Origin of the sequence: Shewanella sp. SM68 (assembly GCF_025653925.1) — a bacterium.
Lineage (GTDB): Bacteria > Pseudomonadota > Gammaproteobacteria > Enterobacterales > Shewanellaceae > Shewanella > Shewanella oncorhynchi.
Genome location: NZ_JAKKRU010000015.1, coordinates 74,179 through 91,311, shown reverse-complemented (window position 1 = coordinate 91,311; position 17,133 = coordinate 74,179). Strand labels below are relative to the sequence as shown.

The window sequence follows — 17,133 nt, the reverse complement described above, 5'->3', positions numbered from 1 at the left end:
TGGTGGTTATCTGGATGCTGCGTTTAGCGGCAAGGCTTACTGCTAATTAACCTCAACAAGCTCTAATCACACAGTGCGTTGAGCGCAGCTAAAATGGCATGTTGCTCACCTTGGGCGCTTGCTTTGGACGCCGCAACATAGTCATTAACTCCTGCTTTAACATCCTGCTCAAATAGCACTACGTTGGCTAGAATCGCTGCCACTTCAAGTTGGCGCAGTCGGCCGACGGTGAATAACGCAGCGGTTTCCATATCGGCCCCGAGCACGCCTTGGCGATGCCAATAGTGGCAGAGCTCCTGTTCTTGATCGGTATAAAAACTGTCGTGGGAGCGCACTACGCCGCTATGGGCAATAATATGATACTGCGCGCAGTATGCTTGCAGTTTGCCGACCAAACGATGATTGGCACAGGCCGGAAAACCGGGCTTTACATAGCTGGCAGAGCCGCCATCATCACGCACTGCGGCCTCGGCAATAATCACATCACCTATGGCTATTTGCGGTTGTAGCGCACCGGCGGAGCCGATGCGGATAAGTTGTTTAACACCGCATTGATACAGTTCCTCAAGGGCAATGATCGCCGAGGGCGCGCCAATGCCAGTGCTGCAGACGGTGATTATAGTGTCGCCATAACGGCCACGCATTAACCGAAACTCGCGGTTATCCGCCAAGGATTCGACATCCGTTAGATGCGCCGCGATGCGGTTGACTCGATTGGGTTCGCCGCAGACGACGGCTTTTTCACTGACTTGATGGGGCGCGACGAGAATATGGGGTTGAATACTCATTGTTGACCTTTATCAATTACTTAGCTTGGCGGTAGCCCCGAATTGTATCGGGCTACCGCGAAGGGAAAACTTAGATAAACAAACTGACAATTGCAGCATTCATCAAGTTTGCTAACGTCGCCGCTAGCAGTACTTTCATCCCGAGCTGACCTATCAGCCCCGCGCGTTGCGGGATCATTTGACTCAGGGCGCCACACACCATGGCCACTGAGCCGATATTGGCAAAACCGCAAAGGGCAATGGTCATAATGGCATTACTACGTGCAGACAGTTCCACATTGCCCATATTGGCGAAGGCAACAAACTCATTCATGGCGATTTTTTGCCCTAGGAAGGCGCCGGCAGTGCTTGCTTCAGCCCATGGAATACCAATCAACCAAGCTACTGGCGCAAACAAGGTGCCGAGGATCATATCTACGGTTAAGGTTGGCATGCCAAACAGTTCACCAATCGCGCCTAATCCGCCGTTCAACAATGCCATGAGGCCAATACAGGCAATAATGACTGCGCCGACGATGGCAGCGATTCCCATACCAGCAATAGCGCCTTTGGCTATGGCATCAATAAAGCTGCTGGGCTTTTCATCATCGGGTAATTCTGGCACTTCATTAACGGTTGGCTCGGTTTCTGGGATAAGCAACTTAGCGAACATCAACCCCGCTGGAGCTGACATAAAGCAAGCCATAATCAGATAGTTAAGTGCAACGCCCATCCCCGCAAGGCCCGCTAAAATGGAGCCTGCAATCGAAGACAATCCACCGACCATTACCGCAAAAATTTGCGCGCGGGTGAGAACGCGGTGGTAGGGCTTGATCAGTAACGGTGCTTCGGTTTGACCGAGAATAATATTGCCCGCCGCATTCATTGACTCCGCCCGTGACGTGCCGAGCACCTTTTGCAAGCTGCCGCCAATAATTAAAACAAACCACTGCATAATGCCTAAGTAGTACAGCAAAGAGGTGAGTGCGGCAGTAAAGATGATTTGCGGTAATACCTGTAACGCCCAGACAAAACCTATGCCTTCAACGCTGAAATTAACTAAGCTGCCAAAGGCAAATTTAATCCCTTCAGTACCATAACCAAAGACTTTGCCTACGGTATTTGATACGGCCAGCAGCACATCGGCACCAATCTCGGTTGCCAGTACAAAAAAAGCTAGCGCGATGATAATGCCAAACGCACCGATAACGGCACGCCAGCTGATCAAACGGCGGTTGTCAGAAAACAGCAAACCTACGCCTAAGAGTACAAAAATGCCGAGGATGGACTGGATCATACTGAGTGGTCCTTATATGAATTAATGGCTGCAATCACACGCTCAGCGTGGGCCTTTGCAAGGGAAAGGGTGTTGGATTTGTTACCACCTTCGGCGGCAGTGGAGTTCATCTCAAAGCTAATAATGGTATCGATAATCTCGACAGCGGCTGCGCGAAATGGGTGTTCGTAAGCTTGTTGGTATACGTTAAAGGGTAAAAAGTTAAAGCCTGTTTCGCTGTAGGAGTCCTCAGTCGCCCCCGCAGTGATAGAAAACAGGACAGGTTTACCTTGGAGCTGGCTACCATTAGGGCCAAAGGCAAAACCATAGGTAAATACCTCATCAATCCAATGTTTGAGCACGGCGGGGTAGGTGCTCCAATAGAGCGGGAATTGCACCACAATCACATCGGCATCAAGCAACAGTCGCTGCTCCGTGGCTATATCCCCATCAAACTGAGCCACTGAATTGATATGCCAGCCCAGTTGCTCAGCCTCAAGGGCAAGTATGCTGGCATTGGCCACAGACTGGGTTAAGTTGGGGTGCCCGTTTAGCACGAGTATGTTCATTAGCTAGCTCCTGAGAGGAAACGGTGCCGCCATGCAGCCAAAACCAGAGGCTCAAGCACCGAGTTACGAAGTCATGGCGTGGATTATAGGGAGGGAAGAGGGAATGCCAGAGGACATTTGTCTCCTAGCACCTGATGCAGCTCATACTATTGTGAAAATTTGATTAACATACCGATGTAAAAATGAATGAAGTGATAAGCGCAATGTCGGGTCATACCGAAATGCTAACGTTTATTAAGCGCTAAGTTCAGCTCCCAATCTTTTCATCCTGACTGCGTAAAATAGTGCTAAGTGCATGTGGCACCAATGTCGAACGCTGGTTAGCATTCTGTCATTGATGCTTCTTGCACAATGAAAACTTAATAAAGCGATAGGGCTTAATGCGTTTGATTACCCGAGTTGTCCCGCAATCATAAGTTCTTTTGTTTCAGGGACTTCATTATAGGATAAAACATGAAGTCCACGGGCGAAGGCTAATGCATAACGCGCGAGGAAAGGCCTGAGTTGTGGAGAAACAAGTAGGATAGGGTTATAGCCTTTCTCTTTTGTCTCCGCGAGTAATTGGGGCATTCTTTGTTGTAGCTGCGCCAGTAGATTAGGTTCGATAGGGAAACTATCCAATGCTACTCGGCCCTGTTGCTGCGATTGATTTAACGCTGTCATTAAAGTCTGTTCTAATTCTGCGGTCAGAGTGAGTACATTCAACTGCGGACTGCTGCCTGCGATTTGATGCAAAATACTATTGCGTAAAGCGCAGCGCACATCGGCGGCGAGTAGAACGGGATCTTTGGTTTGCTCGCTGCATTCCAGCAAGGTCGTTGCTATGGTGCGTATGTCTTTTAGCGGCACTTGCTCTTTGAGTAACAAGCGGAAAACTTTGAGTAACTGAATGGGGGTTAAACAGGTACTGAGTGATTCCGCCAGTTTGGGGGCTTGCTTACTGAGCCTGTCAGTTAATTGCATAATATCATCATGTTGCAATAATTCAGGCAGAGACTCACGTAATAATTTACTGACATGAGTGGCAATGATTGTCGCATTATCGACGACCGAATAACCTAAATTGAGTGCTTTGGCTTTTAGTTCAGGCGTAATCCAAATCGCATCCATTTGGTAAGCGGGTTCCTTAGTTAAAATCCCATCAATTTTGCCGTATACAGGACCACTTTTTATTGCTAACAGTAGATCAGGCTCTAATTCGGCGATAGCCACTTGAGTGCCCATAAAGTTAATTTGGTATGCATGTGGTGCCAAGGCTAAATTGTCGCGCACTCTCACTTCCGATAGCAGAAATCCGATTTGTTCTGAAAGGGTACGTCTGATCCCTGTTAGGCGTTTTTGTAATTCTGCTCCTTTGGTTTTTTCGACTAGATGAACCAATCTATAGCCTAATCGTACTTCGATGATGTCGGTAAAAGGCAGGGATTCCCAGCTTGGCGCTGAAGGTTCTGTCAGGCTGGTTTCTATGAGTTCTTCAGTTTTCTCTTCAGTAAAGGAGGCTTTATTCTGGTTTTGTTTCCACGCTGCAAAGCCTAGTAGTATTGCAAAAGATAAAAATACCAGTGCTGGCATGCCCGGGGTGATACCGAGAATCGCCATCACAATGGCTGCAGTGGCTAAGGTTCTAGGGTTAGCCAGTAACTGTCGACTCAATTGGGTCGGCATTTCTTCTGCGTCGGATACCCTAGTCACAATAATTGCGGCAGCAGTGGCGAGTAGTAATGATGGAATTTGTGCAACTAGGCCATCACCAATGGTTAATAACGCATAGGTTTTAAAGGCTTCTGTAGCACCCAGATCATGCATAAAGATGCCTATGCTGATCCCGCCAATAATGTTGATGGCTAAGATCAAGAGTCCTGCGATGGCATCTCCTCTCACAAATTTTGAGGCTCCATCCATGGAACCATAAAAGTCTGCTTCTCTGGCGACATCTTGGCGACGTAGGCTGGCTTGTTCATGTGTGAGTGTGCCGGCATTGAGATCGGCATCGATTGCCATTTGCTTACCCGGTAGGGCATCCAATGTAAATCGCGCCGATACTTCAGAGATCCGCTCGCCCCCCTTAGTGATTACAACAAAGTTAATAATCATTAGAATTAAGAAGATAACCGCACCGACGACATAGTTTCCGCCAATGACGACTTCACCGAAGGCTTGGATCACTTTACCCGCAGCATCGCCTCCTTCATGACCTTCAATGAGTACTACGCGCGTCGATGCAACGTTTAAGGTCAAACGCATTAAGGTCGCAAGGAGCAATAAGGTTGGGAATACAGAAAACTCTAATGGTCGCCGGATCGAGACGCTCACCAGCAGCACCATGACGGCAAGGACGATGTTAAATGTAAACAAAATGTCCAGTAGCCATGCAGGCAGCGGTAAAATCACCATTGCCAGAATAGCGAGCAGCATGACTGGAATGCCGATATAGCTGTAATTTCCTGAAAAGGTGCGAGAAAGCCAATTCATAGGTTAAGCAATCCTTTAATCGTGACGTAAATTAGGGGGAATAAAAAAATGTGGTAAAGGCTCAGGTTTCTGCTGTAAGCCCTTACGAGATGCTTTTATTTGCATGACATAACTTAATACGTGCGCTATGGCGATAAAAAGGGCACTGGGTATCTGTTGATCGACTTGCGTTGAATGATAAATAGCCCGCGTGAGCGGTGGGATATCAATAATTTCAATATCATGTTTTTTAGCGAGTTCTCGCATATAGAGGGCGAGTTCTTCAGTGCCTTTAGTGATGACGTAAGGCGCATCCGCTAAGTCAGGATTGTATTTTAATGCCACGGCATAGTGAGTAGGATTAACCAATAGAACATCCGCTTTTGGAATGGTGGTATCTGCCCGAGAGCGAGCCATTCGTTGCTGTATTTGGCGGATTTTAGCTTTAATCTCTGGCTTACCTTCTTGCTGGATATGCTCGTCTTTTACTTCTTGACGTGACATACGTAATTCTTTGCTGTTATGCCAATATTGGTAAGGCACATCAATAAAGGCGATCACGAGCAGCCCAGTACCAAGATAAAACATGCCTTGCGACAGTAGATTGATGCCATCACGAACCGCTTCATCAATAGGGCGTTGATTGTAGCTAAGTAGTTCTTGTAAGTGACCATTCAAGAAAACCAACATAATTCCGATCAGTAACACAATTTTTAGGCATGACTTGAGTAACTCAACAAGAGATTGAGCGGAAAATATTCTTCCGACACCGGCAAGGGGATCGATACGACTGTACTTAAAATTAGCATTTCCAAAATTAAATATCGGCCCCCCAGGTAAGGCTCCTGCAACTGCGGCCAACAGAGCAACCATGATGAATAGTGGACCTAAGATGCTTAGCATTTCGACTAGGCTGGCGCCAAGATGGCGCATCATGATGTCAGGTTGATCTAACTCTGCCCGCGTGAGCAGCATATTGTATTTAGCTAATCCACTGACTCTCGTCGCAAACCAATCCGCATTACTGGTCAGCATCACCGAGCAACCAACGACCAGTGCTGCGGAGGCAAGATCTTTAGAGCGTGGAACTTGGCCTTCTTCTCTCGCTTTACGCTTTTTCTGCGGTGTAGCTTCTTCTGTTTTATCTTGTTGGGGCGTTTTACTCATGAGATCCCTCCGATAAATTGGTACATTGCAGTTAATGCGTCTAAGCACAGATCACTGTAACGAGTTGGAATGCCGCTTAACGAAAGGAAGACGCAAATCAAGCCCATCAACAAGGTCATGGGAAACCCGAGCGAGAAGATGTTTAATGACGGCGCAGCGCGGCTTAATACACCAAAAGTGATGTTAACCATTAACATGGCGAGTACTGCGGGTATGGCGAGCATCAGCGATGCAGCAAATAGCCAGCCCATTCGACTAACCAATCCCATTAGCGGTAAGTCAAAAATCCCATTTCCAATTGGCCATAAACGAAAGCTATCAACAATGATGTTGAGCCCGACTAAATGACCGTCAAGAGCCAGAAAAATCAATGTACCAAAGATTTGTAACCATTCACTGAGAATGGGGTTGGTGTCGCCATTAGCGGGATCGTTCATCACCGCCATCGCTAGACCCATCTGCATCGACATAATAGTGCCAAGCATGGTCATCACATGGATTAAAATGGTTAAAAATAGCGCGAGCATAAATCCAGTCAGTAGTTGCTCTATGGCTAAAAACAATGATCCAAGCGAGAGCGCATCGACAGCGGGAACGGGTGGCAGCATAGGTGCAATAAGCGCTGCAATACTTAAGGCAAGAAAAATTCTTACTGTTGCAGGCACATAAGAATTACCTAACAAGGGCATTATCATAAATGCCCCCATGATCCGGCAGAATGGCCACCAAAGGCTGCCGATTAACATGCTGAGTTCGGTTGAGGTGAGGGAAAGCATATCAACCGATAATATGAGGAATATTCATAAACAGCCTGTCAAATAAATCACTTAGCTGTTGTATGAGCCAATGGCCTGAAAACAGAACCATAAGTAGAGTAATGATAAGCCTTGGCAGAAAACTCAAGGTTTGTTCATTGACCTGTGTCGCAGCCTGAAATACCGCAACGATTAAGCCTAAAATGAGTCCCGGTGTCACCAACACAGAAACCATGATGATGACGAGAAACATTGAGTCAGCAAAGAGCGAGGTCAGTTCATTGATGTCCATCTAGCTACCCAAAACTTGCGGTTAAGGTGCTTACCGTCATAGCCCAACCATCGACTAATACAAAAACCATCAGTTTAAATGGGAGAGAAATAATTAACGGTGACAACATCATCATCCCCATAGACATGAGGACACTTGCGACAACCAAGTCGATAACTAAGAAAGGTAAGAAAAGTAAGAAGCCAATTTGGAAAGCTGTTTTGAGTTCACTCAGTACAAATGCGGGCATAAGGACAAAAAAGGGGACTTCCTCTGCTGCTTTCATGTGTGTGGGTTCGTTAGCTATTTTCAGCATTTGCTCAAGATCAGTTTCCCTTGTCTGCGCCAGCATAAATCGAGTTAAAGGGACTTTGGCTATTGAGACAGCCTCCATCAATTCGATCTTACCTTGGTCATAGGGCAAATAAGCTTCCTTATAAATTTTGTCTCCCACTGGGCGCATAATAAAGATAGTGAGTACTAATGCTATCCCAACAAGCACTCGGTTAGGGGGACTTTGTTGTAGTCCGAGAGCTTGTCGGAGAATTGCTAATACAATGATAATACGAGTAAAACTGGTTAGCATCATCAGCATGATGGGCAAGAAACTAATGGCCGTCATGAGCGCTAAAATTTCGAGTTTAATGTTAACTGCTTGACTGTCTTGAGCGCTATCCAGTGTGAATAAGGTCAGTCCTTCCGATGCGAGGGCTTGGGGAGCAAACAATAGAATCGCCAGTAACAATACCCGAACTATCATTCGTTACTTGTCCCATCGAGAGTAATGCTCTCTATTTCCAGCAAACGTACGCCATATCTGCCTGCCACTTCTACGACTTCGCCTCTTCCTAATAGTGCACCATTTACTCTGATATCCAGCGGCTCACCTACCATACGGTCGAGTGCGATAACATCACCTTCTCCCATACGATTTAGTTCGCCTAAAGACATTTCAGCACTGGCCAGTTCGAGAGTAACTTGAACAGGAAGTTGTTGAAAAAAATTATTATTTTTCAATTTATGGTTATGGGTGTCCGGCTTTGAAAATGCTCTCTCAGAGAAAATATCGTCCTCTAATAGAAAATCATCATCCGATAAAATAGATTGTTCAGCCAATGTCATGCTCCTCATGCTGATAAATATCTTGGGTCAATTTCGCTACCATCTGTCCTTCATGACTATGCACTGAGGCATGAAATAGCGGTGTGTTTCCGATTGATAACAAGGTTTTTGGATAGAGATTAATAGGTAAAATATCCCCAGTTTTTAATTGGCTGAGTGATTGCACAGGGATGCTATGTTGCCCTAATGTCAGCTGCATTTTTATGGGGAGACTTTTTAGCCAGACGGCTAGTTTTGCGGGTAAATCCGCAGATACTTCAGATTTCTTAGGCTGTTCGGCCAGATGCCCCAGTAAATGCTCAGTTAAGCAAAAGAGCATTGGAGGGGTTAGTGGGCCATTGGTAAAATTGAACGACCATACTGCCGATACTGCGAGTGGCATATGGCCTTTTATGAGCTCAACTTCAAGATTATTGGTTTCGATCGTGCTATTAGGTAGCTCCTCCACTACGGAAAGTAGCAACTTTTTGGCTAACCTAAATTCAGATTGGCTGGGGTTTCTCAAAGGAGAACTTAATGGTGTTGAGGTATTACCGTAATAATTACTCGCCAATTGATCGAGCGTGCAGCGATCAATTCTCCAATAACCGAGGGTATTTTGATGATGTTTTAATACAAACCATGAATAGCAATGTTCTGGAACGACAGGTGTTCTAGGTTCTGTTAACGTTGACCCCGAAACAGCGGGATGACCCTGTCTTAGTAGCGGAGATAGGATATTATTTATGGCATCGATAAGTGGACGATGTAGCTTTTCTAGCTGTTGCAATAATCGCGTTCTCGCTAGCTTTTCTTGAACTAGCATAATAGGTCTAATTATTTCATTGGAATTTGATTTTATAAGCCTAGCTTTCGCCGTCGTCTTCATTGTTCTTCCTATTAAACGTGTTTTTACTACTAGAATGCTGCTTGGCTACCTCCGTGATTCAGTTGGCGCATAAAAAACATACACAAACAGAGTGCCTAAATATTTATTTCTTTATCGTTAAGGATTAATGAATTTCTTAAAACAGTTAAGCGTTGAACTTTAGGTTCGACTCTGTTTTAAACGACGAGGATGATAAGTTAATAAGGCTTAAGTATTCAATAATAATTATAAGAAATGCTGAAATATATGTGAATAGAATTGTAGGGTAAAGTTGGTTGTAAACAAAATGTTTGTTTTGAGATTGTGTAAGAAGATATTAATGCTTTAGGTTTTGCATTTTCGCGTCAATAAAAAGGCGGTTAGATATTATTTTGACATTTGTCGATATTTTGGCGGGCAATATTTATGTCAGCATTTACATATTGATTATTAATGATGATATTGTGTTGCAAATCTGTTTGTCTTTGATTTTAATTGTTTTTTGTGCGATATATTTTGTGGTTTATTTAATGTTAAACATTGGTGGTTAAATTTTGTCACTATTTTAAAAGTATCGATGGTGCATTTTTATCATTGTCATATATTATTTTACAAATATATTTGGTATAAGTCAGTCCTAAGTTATATGCATCACTTTTTTGCGGTTTTTCTTTTAGACCTTTCATGGTTGATAGCAATTGATTCATATAATTCGGTGATACCTTAAACTTTGTTGCTGGTCACATTTCTTATCGATGATTGCACTGGAACACGTTTAAACCTTATTTAGTTGAGGGCATATCCTTAGCCATTGTCAATGTGGATACTCATTGTGTGTAGTTCTCTATCGCTGGCTTTGATATTACATGCGGAAATATATCTTCCGCATTTCGCTTCCGCATTTGTTTTTACTGTTCTTAATGGCTTGAGTTATTTATTGCTCATTCATCTAGATGGATAAGTAAGTAGTAATAGCTTTTATATACATTCAAGCACAGATACTTATAGGTCTAAATTAAGGTGTTATTTAATGTACTGTAAACGAGAGGGAGTTAATGAGTGGGTGGCCTAAGTATACGGATTGAAGGGTTAAACATATCTGCGGAACTTGCATGCAAAATAACACAGGAGGATTTTTACCTGTGGAGTGATGCAATGGAATTACCTTGGCTCACTATCGTTAACTTGTCGGATTGTAGTCCTTGTGATGTGAAGTCTTATCTTGCCCGTTTTCCTGGCCGTAATATCGTCGCGTTACTCGCACCAGAGCAAGGTGAGTTGGCAGCCGCAGCAATGCGTGCTGGCGTACAGGATTATCTATTAATCCCCGTAGAAACTGAGCAGCTACTTGCCTCCATTCAGCGATTACACCGTTTAGAATTACCTGATTCTAGTTTGGTTGTCGCGGCTTCTGTTAGTCGACAATTGTTGATGTTGGCCCATCGCGCCGCAACTACTGAGGCCAGTGTTTTATTATTGGGTGAAAGTGGTACTGGTAAGGAACCGCTTGCTCGTTATATTCATCGTCACTCCTCCCGTTCACATAAGCCTTTCGTTGCGATTAACTGCGCTGCCATCCCTGAAAGTATTCTAGAGTCCGTTCTCTTTGGGCATGTCAAAGGTGCCTTCACTGGTGCCATTTGTGATAAGGCAGGAAAATTTGAGCAGGCCAATGGCGGTACTTTATTACTCGATGAAATTGGTGAAATGCCCTTGCCGTTACAGGCGAAGTTACTTCGGGTGCTACAGGAGCGTGAAGTCGAAAGACTTGGTGGCCAGCATGTTATACCACTGGATATCAGAGTCATTGCCTCTACCAATCGCGACTTAAGACAAGCCGTGGAGTTTGGACATTTTAGGGAGGACTTGTTCTATCGATTAGATGTTTTACCTCTGAAAATTAAGCCTTTAAGAGAACGAAAGGCTGACATCCTGCCTCTAGCTGAACATTTCTTAAATTTATATGGCCAATCTGATTGCTCAAGTCGCTGTTACTTCAGTGAGCACGCAAGACAAGTGCTCGTTAACTATGATTGGCCCGGAAATGTAAGAGAGCTAGAAAATTGTATTCAACGTGCATTAGTGATGCGTAGAGGTCAGGCGATTCAAGTTGCGGAACTCGGGTTAAACATTCAAGAAGAGATGCTTGAGTTGGAGCCTTTAGGCGCCTCAGATGGACTTAAAGCGTCAAAACAACAGGCAGAGTTTCAATATATTATTGATGTACTTAAACGTTTTAATGGGCAACGCACGTTAAGTGCAGAGGCGCTAGGGATGACGACTAGAGCCTTAAGATATCGTCTCGTACAAATGCGAGAAGCGGGTATTGATATTGAAATGTTATTAGAGCAAGCGGGTCGAGCAGCTTAGAGCAATCAAAAAGTAATAGGAATGGAATATGTCTAATGGAGCGATTGTTAGCTCAAATATGTTAATGGAAACCTTAAACATTCATCGTGAAGTGGCCAAAGGGGCGATCAACATCACTTCAAACCCTGCCGATAATGGTATGGCTTATGGGTCATTCACTGACTTGATTAAGAGTAAAGTTTCTGCCGTTAACCAAGATCAGAACCAATCCTCTATGGCGATGGCGGCTGTCGATAGTGGAAAAAGCGATGATCTCGTCGGTGCTATGGTGGCTTCGCAAAAAGCCAGTTTGTCATTTGCGACTATGCTCCAAATTCGTAATCGTCTTGTGCAAGCATTTGACGATGTAATGAAGATGCCTATTTAAGGAATTGTGTGAATGTCTACCACTTTTGTTCAATCAGGTCAGGATATTACCGGGACTGAATCTTCGTCAGGATTCATTGCTGGCATGACCCAAAAATGGCATCGTTTTAACCGTGGTGATCGTCAGGTTATCGCCTTAGCTTTACTTGCGGTGGTTGTCGCCAGTGTCATAGTGTTGATGTTATGGACTGCTACTGCAGGGTATCGACCTTTATATGGCAGCCAAGAAAATGTCGATACTTCTCAAGTGTTAAATGTCTTGGATGCAGAAGGCATTGATTATCGCCTCGAGGCTAATACTGGGGCAGTCCTCGTTGCAGAAGAGCAAGTCGGTAATGCGCGTATGCTTTTGGCCGCAAAAGGGGTAAAAGCGAAAGTACCTTCGGGTATGGAGGCACTCGACAATACCGCGCTCGGCACGAGTCAATTTATGGAACAAGCTAAGTATCGCCATAGTTTAGAAGGTGAATTAGCTCGCACTATCATGTCGTTAAAGTCGGTCCGTGCCGCAAGAGTTCATTTGGCGATACCTAAACAAACTCTGTTTATCCGTCAGGAGCCTGAACTGCCGACGGCTTCCGTCATGCTACAGCTAGACCCGAATACTCGACTCTCTGAAACACAAGTTGAGGCTATTGTTAATTTAGTCGCAGGCAGTGTGACTGGACTAACGGCCAGTAATATCAAAGTTGTCGATCAAGATGGTCGATATTTAAGTGAGAACATTTCAGGCAATCAAGATCTTAGCCAGTCTAGAAACAAGCAGTTACAGTACACGCGTGAACTTGAGAATAGCTTAGTGGCTAATGCCGCCTCTATGCTCGAGCCTGTGCTTGGTCAAGATAATTTCCAAGTGCGGGTGACTGCAAAAGTAAACTTCAATCAGGTTGAAGAAACTAAGGAGTCACTCGATCCGCAAAATGTCGTGACTCAAGAGCGTACGAGTGTCGATGATTCAAGTAATAGTATTGCCGCAGGAATTCCCGGAGCTTTAAGTAATAAGCCACCCCAAGCAGGCAAAGAGGCGACGAATGATAAGACCCGTAATTTGAAGCAGGAAGAAAGTCGTCAATATGACGTTGGTCGTTCTGTGCGTCATGTTCGTTATCAACAAATGCAGCTCGAAAACCTCTCAGTTTCAGTGCTTATTAATAGTGCTACGGGTCAAGGAGCATTTAATGAAGAGGCTCAACTGGTTAAGTTTGGCAATATGGTTAAGGATGCTATCGGCTTTTCGGCGGCGAGAGGTGATAGTTTTACCATTAATGCCTTTGAGTTTACCCCAACCGTCGCTGCCGAATTTACGCCGTCACCTTGGTGGCAATCAGAAAATTACCAAGCTTATTTACGCTACATCATAGGCGGCATCCTTGGCTTTGGACTTATTTTGTTCGTATTAAGGCCGCTGGTTAAGCACTTGACCCGAACCGCTCAAATTACCGCGCCTAGAATTGAGCCCGTTGCATTAAGTGCCGCTTCCGCTGCTGCACTCGATGGGCATTCCGCCGATACTTTACCAAATCAAGCACATCAGTTACCGAGTGCCGACTGGCTAGGCAGTCAAGGTTTACCCGAGCCCGGCTCACCTTTGACCGTTAAAATGGAGCATTTAGCCTTGCTCGCAAACAAAGAACCCGCGCGTGTTGCAGAAGTGATAGCTCATTGGATAGGCGATAAAGACGGTGAATAATTCAATCGAAATTAAGATGGACAATTACGCCCAAGCGGCCATGTTATTACTGAGTATGGGAGAAGAAGGTGCTGCCATGGTCATGGCGCATTTGGATCGTAACGATGTGCAACACTTAAGCCATAAAATGGCGCGGTTATCGAGTATTACCCAGCAAGAAGCCGAGGCAGTACTCAGCCGTTTTTTCCAACGCTATAAAGAACAATCGGGTATCGCCAGAGCCTCACGGTCCTATTTACAAAAGACACTCGATATCGCTTTGGGAGACAGAGTCTCTAAAAGTCTTATCGATAGCATTTATGGCGATGAGATTAAAGTGCTCGTTAAGCGTCTCGAATGGGTTGACCCACAATTACTTGCCCGTGAAATCACCCATGAGCACTGCCAGTTGCAAGCGGTATTGTTGGGATTATTACCACCAGAAAGTGCCGCTAAAATTCTGAAAATGTTGCCCACTGATAGCCAAGATGAGGTGCTCGTTCGTATCGCGCAACTTGGCGAATTAGACCGCAACGTTGTTGAGGAACTGCGAGAACTGGTTGAGCGTTGTATGTTGATGGCAATGGAGAAAAGTCACACGCAAGTGGCGGGCGTCAAACAGGTTGCCGATATCCTCAATCGCTTCGAAGGCGACAGAGAACAACTGATGGAAATGATCAAACTCCATGATAAGCAGATGGCGATCGATGTCACCGATAATATGTTTGACTTCATTATTCTTGGGCGACAAAAGCAAGAAACGTTGCAGACCTTATTAGGACAGGTACCTTCTGAAACCTTATCGTTAGCATTAAAAGGCATTGATTTTGAATTAAAAGATGCCTTGCTCAATGCCTTGCCTAAACGTATGTCGTCAGCGATTGAAACGCAAATAGAAGCGTTAGGTGGTGTACCTGTTAGCCGAGCGAGTGGGGCGCGTAAAGAGATAATGGAACTGGCGAAGCAATTAATGCAAGAAGGTGAAATTGAATTGCAGCTATTTGAAGAACAGGTCGTTGTTTAATGGAAAACAAGCATTCTCGTTGGCGTCTAAATACCAATCTCGCTCGTCGTTATCGTTTTCCTGCATTACACGATGCGGTGGAATCAAATTCCGATGCGGGCAGTGATTTTCAAAGTTATCAACAAGCATTTGATGAGGGTTATGACGAAGGTGTTATTCAAGGTAAGAGTGCGGGTTATGAGGCTGGCATAGAAGAAGGACGCATTGCTGGACATGCAGCTGGTTTTCATCAAGGTCGGTTAGATGGGCAGTCAGCGGGTAGGGCATCCATCGATGAGCAGCTCAACAGCTTACTTGTGCCGCTAGGTGCCTTGAGAGAACTACTCGAAGACGGTCATACAAAGCAGGTTCGTGAACAGCAAAATTTGATCCTTGAATTAGTACGCCGAGTGTCACAACAAGTGATTCGCTGCGAGCTAACCCTGCAGCCACAACAAATACTTAAACTCGTTGAAGAAACCTTGAGTGCGTTGCCCGATGATCAAGCGGATATCAAAATCCATTTAGAGCCGAGTGCCGTGACTAAATTAAAAGAGCTCTCGGAAGATAAAATCCGTGGCTGGAATCTCATCGCTGATAGCAGTATTTCAGCGGGCAGTTGTCGTATTGTGAGTGATAAATCCGATGCAGATGCTTCAGTCGAGACACGACTCGATGCTTGCATGAAGCAGGTTGAAACCAAGTTGAATGAGGCTGAGATTGGAGTCTGATGTATTTCATGACGATTGGCCTCAGGTTCCAGTTGCAAGGGTTTATGGACGTCTCATTCGAGTCAATGGTCTATTGCTTGAGGCTGTTGGCTGTCAGCTTGGCATGGGGGATCGTTGCCAGATTGAAGGGCGAAATGGTCGTTTAATTGAGGCTGAAGTCGTTGGCTTTCATCGGGACGTATTGTGCCTTATGCCGATTGAGCCTACACAGGGCTTGATGCCAGGTGCCAGAGTGCTGCCTATTACGGATGAGCAAACAATTGCTATTGGTGATGGTTTGCTTGGCAGGGTGCTTGATGGACTTGGACAGCCACTCGACTTACTGGGCGATTTAACCGGTGTTTCACAAGTCCCGCAATCTCACACGAGTTACAACCCTTTGCTGCGCCAGCCTATTCGGCAGCCGCTAGATGTCGGTATTCGCGCTATCAATAGTTTGTTGCCCATTGGTAGAGGCCAGCGACTCGGGCTCTTTGCGGGCTCTGGTGTGGGTAAGAGTGTGTTATTAGGCATGATGACTCGTTTTACTGAAGCAGATGTCGTGGTGGTTGGCTTAATTGGTGAGCGTGGCCGTGAGGTCAGGGAGTTTATTGAAGAAACACTCGGTGAAGAAGGGCGTAAACGGGCTGTGATTATTGCAGCCCCTGCAGATACCACACCGCTGATGCGATTACGTGCAATGCGGTTATCCCACTCCATTGCCTGTGCTTTTAGGGATCAGGGCAAGCAAGTACTGTTATTAGTAGATTCATTGACTCGTTATGCTCAGGCACAGCGTGAAATCGCCTTGAGTTTAGGTGAGCCTCCAGCAACCAAAGGCTATCCGCCATCGGCATTTGCACAGTTACCTAGACTGGTGGAAATGGCGGGCAATGGTGAACATCCGACGGGAACGCTAACCGCGTTTTATACCGTATTGGCCGAGGGCGATGATCAGCAGGATCCTGTTGCAGATGCAGCGAGAGCTATTTTAGATGGCCATATAGTGCTAAGTCGTAAATTGGCCGAGCAAGGACATTTCCCTGCGATTGATCTTAATGCGTCTGTGAGCCGCTTAGCCATGCACATAGCGACCTCTAGCAGTATTGAACAGAGTCAGATCTTTAGACATCTTTTGAGTCGTTACAATGAGGTCAGAGACTTATTACCTTTAGGTGGGTACCAAGCGGGCCAAGATCCTGAAATGGATCTTGCTGTGCGAGTGTATCCAGAAATGGCACGATTTTTACGCCAGACTACACACAGTAAAGTCAATTTGGCTGAAAGTTTAGTGCAATTGGAACAGTTGATGGGAGTTATGGGATATGAGCCAGCGTCATCTCTCTAAGTTACGTGTTCAAGCTGAAAAGAAATTAGCGCAGCTAGGGCAAAAACGCGATGATTCCAGCCTAAGCGTTCAACTAAATCAACAACAAAATCAAGCCTTAGCCCAAATGATATTGACTTATCGTGGTGCGAAAGAGGGCTCAAATGTTTTGCTCTGGCAAAATTCCGCAAGTATGGCGCAAGTGTTAGAGCCTATGCGGGTGAAGTTAGCTCAAAAGGAGGTCTTTCTACAACAGGAACTGCTGCGTATTGATCGCTTATGGCGTAAGCAATTAGGGCGTCAGCAAGGTTTGAAGTGGCTTGAAAAACAAACACATATACAAGAGCAAGCACAAGTGGCACGTCGTGAACAGGCTGTTGTTGATGATATGGCGGGTTTCTATTACAAGAATAAAGGCCAATAAGCGCTGTGTCATTACAGCTGAGAGCCACCTTTTAAACTA

The 17,133-nt window shown here is 45.3% G+C and carries 17 protein-coding genes; 7 read left to right on the top strand and 10 right to left on the bottom strand.

The window, feature by feature from the left end:
* Positions 1-62: 62 nt before the first annotated feature.
* The 10 genes from L5M40_RS20025 to L5M40_RS19980 all read right to left on the bottom strand — a co-directional run bounded on the left by L5M40_RS20025 (position 63) and on the right by L5M40_RS19980 (position 9,183).
* A complete protein-coding gene (locus L5M40_RS20025; RefSeq protein WP_263183100.1) occupies positions 63-788 on the bottom strand; it encodes a nucleoside phosphorylase in 726 nt (241 codons plus the stop codon).
* A 70-nt stretch (positions 789-858) separates the two neighbouring features.
* Entirely contained in the window at positions 859-2,064 is a 1,206-nt protein-coding gene (locus L5M40_RS20020; RefSeq protein ID WP_219251938.1) for a NupC/NupG family nucleoside CNT transporter, read from the bottom strand.
* Complete coding sequence (locus L5M40_RS20015; protein ID WP_263257140.1) at positions 2,061-2,612, bottom strand: NAD(P)H-dependent oxidoreductase; 552 nt, start codon at positions 2,610-2,612, stop codon at positions 2,061-2,063. Before L5M40_RS20015 ends, L5M40_RS20020 begins: the two co-directional genes overlap by 4 nt.
* A gap of 390 nt (positions 2,613-3,002) precedes the next feature.
* On the bottom strand, positions 3,003-5,084 hold the full coding sequence (gene flhA / locus L5M40_RS20010; protein ID WP_219235561.1) for a flagellar biosynthesis protein FlhA: 2,082 nt from the start codon (positions 5,082-5,084) through the stop codon (positions 3,003-3,005).
* 15 nt (positions 5,085-5,099) lie between these two features.
* A complete protein-coding gene (gene flhB / locus L5M40_RS20005; protein WP_263257139.1) occupies positions 5,100-6,230 on the bottom strand; it encodes a flagellar biosynthesis protein FlhB in 1,131 nt (376 codons plus the stop codon).
* Complete coding sequence (fliR, locus tag L5M40_RS20000; protein WP_113940838.1) at positions 6,227-7,006, bottom strand: flagellar biosynthetic protein FliR; 780 nt, start codon at positions 7,004-7,006, stop codon at positions 6,227-6,229. The genes flhB and fliR overlap by 4 nt, the downstream gene beginning before the upstream one ends.
* A gap of 1 nt (position 7,007) precedes the next feature.
* Entirely contained in the window at positions 7,008-7,277 is a 270-nt protein-coding gene (locus L5M40_RS19995) for a flagellar biosynthetic protein FliQ (protein ID WP_006083412.1), read from the bottom strand.
* 4 nt (positions 7,278-7,281) lie between these two features.
* Positions 7,282-8,016 carry a flagellar type III secretion system pore protein FliP gene (fliP, locus tag L5M40_RS19990; protein ID WP_219235566.1) on the bottom strand — a complete coding sequence of 245 codons (735 nt, stop codon included), beginning with the start codon at positions 8,014-8,016 and terminating at the stop codon, positions 7,282-7,284.
* Complete coding sequence (locus tag L5M40_RS19985) at positions 8,013-8,372, bottom strand: FliM/FliN family flagellar motor switch protein (RefSeq protein ID WP_263197076.1); 360 nt, start codon at positions 8,370-8,372, stop codon at positions 8,013-8,015. Before L5M40_RS19985 ends, fliP begins: the two co-directional genes overlap by 4 nt.
* Positions 8,365-9,183 (bottom strand): FliM/FliN family flagellar motor switch protein, encoded by an 819-nt coding sequence (locus tag L5M40_RS19980; protein WP_263197074.1) that lies wholly within the window; start codon positions 9,181-9,183, stop codon positions 8,365-8,367. The genes L5M40_RS19985 and L5M40_RS19980 overlap by 8 nt, the downstream gene beginning before the upstream one ends.
* Before the next feature lie 1,101 nt (positions 9,184-10,284).
* On the opposite strand from L5M40_RS19980, the gene L5M40_RS19975 reads away from it, so the two are divergent.
* From L5M40_RS19975 to L5M40_RS19945, 7 genes are read left to right on the top strand one after another with little or no spacing between them, the layout of a single operon-like run.
* Complete coding sequence (locus tag L5M40_RS19975) at positions 10,285-11,595, top strand: sigma-54 dependent transcriptional regulator (RefSeq protein WP_263197073.1); 1,311 nt, start codon at positions 10,285-10,287, stop codon at positions 11,593-11,595.
* A gap of 28 nt (positions 11,596-11,623) precedes the next feature.
* The gene (fliE, locus tag L5M40_RS19970; RefSeq protein WP_113940834.1) at positions 11,624-11,962 is read left to right on the top strand and encodes a flagellar hook-basal body complex protein FliE; all 339 of its coding nucleotides are present in this window, start codon (positions 11,624-11,626) and stop codon (positions 11,960-11,962) included.
* A 12-nt stretch (positions 11,963-11,974) separates the two neighbouring features.
* Entirely contained in the window at positions 11,975-13,651 is a 1,677-nt protein-coding gene (gene fliF, locus L5M40_RS19965) for a flagellar basal-body MS-ring/collar protein FliF (protein WP_219255430.1), read from the top strand.
* Between the two features lie 16 nt (positions 13,652-13,667).
* Positions 13,668-14,654, top strand: coding sequence for a flagellar motor switch protein FliG (locus tag L5M40_RS19960; RefSeq protein ID WP_251073491.1), 987 nt, complete (start codon positions 13,668-13,670; stop codon positions 14,652-14,654).
* Positions 14,654-15,364 carry a flagellar assembly protein FliH gene (fliH, locus tag L5M40_RS19955; protein WP_263257138.1) on the top strand — a complete coding sequence of 237 codons (711 nt, stop codon included), beginning with the start codon at positions 14,654-14,656 and terminating at the stop codon, positions 15,362-15,364. Before L5M40_RS19960 ends, fliH begins: the two co-directional genes overlap by 1 nt.
* Entirely contained in the window at positions 15,342-16,691 is a 1,350-nt protein-coding gene (locus L5M40_RS19950) for a FliI/YscN family ATPase (protein WP_113940831.1), read from the top strand. The genes fliH and L5M40_RS19950 overlap by 23 nt, the downstream gene beginning before the upstream one ends.
* Positions 16,669-17,094 carry a hypothetical protein gene (locus L5M40_RS19945; RefSeq protein ID WP_263257137.1) on the top strand — a complete coding sequence of 142 codons (426 nt, stop codon included), beginning with the start codon at positions 16,669-16,671 and terminating at the stop codon, positions 17,092-17,094. The genes L5M40_RS19950 and L5M40_RS19945 overlap by 23 nt, the downstream gene beginning before the upstream one ends.
* Positions 17,095-17,133 lie beyond the last annotated feature (39 nt).

What these genes read in the sequence shown, in the direction of transcription:
- L5M40_RS20025 (WP_263183100.1), bottom strand. Translation starts at nt 788, where the DNA reads ATGAGTATTCAACCCCATATTCTCGTCGCGCCCCATCAAGTCAGTGAA.
- L5M40_RS20020 (WP_219251938.1), bottom strand. Translation starts at nt 2,064, where the DNA reads ATGATCCAGTCCATCCTCGGCATTTTTGTACTCTTAGGCGTAGGTTTG.
- L5M40_RS20015 (WP_263257140.1), bottom strand. Translation starts at nt 2,612, where the DNA reads ATGAACATACTCGTGCTAAACGGGCACCCCAACTTAACCCAGTCTGTG.
- flhA (WP_219235561.1), bottom strand. Translation starts at nt 5,084, where the DNA reads ATGAATTGGCTTTCTCGCACCTTTTCAGGAAATTACAGCTATATCGGC.
- flhB (WP_263257139.1), bottom strand. Translation starts at nt 6,230, where the DNA reads ATGAGTAAAACGCCCCAACAAGATAAAACAGAAGAAGCTACACCGCAG.
- fliR (WP_113940838.1), bottom strand. Translation starts at nt 7,006, where the DNA reads ATGCTTTCCCTCACCTCAACCGAACTCAGCATGTTAATCGGCAGCCTT.
- L5M40_RS19995 (WP_006083412.1), bottom strand. Translation starts at nt 7,277, where the DNA reads ATGGACATCAATGAACTGACCTCGCTCTTTGCTGACTCAATGTTTCTC.
- fliP (WP_219235566.1), bottom strand. Translation starts at nt 8,016, where the DNA reads ATGATAGTTCGGGTATTGTTACTGGCGATTCTATTGTTTGCTCCCCAA.
- L5M40_RS19980 (WP_263197074.1), bottom strand. Translation starts at nt 9,183, where the DNA reads ATGCTAGTTCAAGAAAAGCTAGCGAGAACGCGATTATTGCAACAGCTA.
- fliE (WP_113940834.1), top strand. Translation starts at nt 11,624, where the DNA reads ATGTCTAATGGAGCGATTGTTAGCTCAAATATGTTAATGGAAACCTTA.
- fliF (WP_219255430.1), top strand. Translation starts at nt 11,975, where the DNA reads ATGTCTACCACTTTTGTTCAATCAGGTCAGGATATTACCGGGACTGAA.
- L5M40_RS19960 (WP_251073491.1), top strand. Translation starts at nt 13,668, where the DNA reads ATGGACAATTACGCCCAAGCGGCCATGTTATTACTGAGTATGGGAGAA.
- fliH (WP_263257138.1), top strand. Translation starts at nt 14,654, where the DNA reads ATGGAAAACAAGCATTCTCGTTGGCGTCTAAATACCAATCTCGCTCGT.
- L5M40_RS19950 (WP_113940831.1), top strand. Translation starts at nt 15,342, where the DNA reads ATGAGGCTGAGATTGGAGTCTGATGTATTTCATGACGATTGGCCTCAG.
- L5M40_RS19945 (WP_263257137.1), top strand. Translation starts at nt 16,669, where the DNA reads ATGAGCCAGCGTCATCTCTCTAAGTTACGTGTTCAAGCTGAAAAGAAA.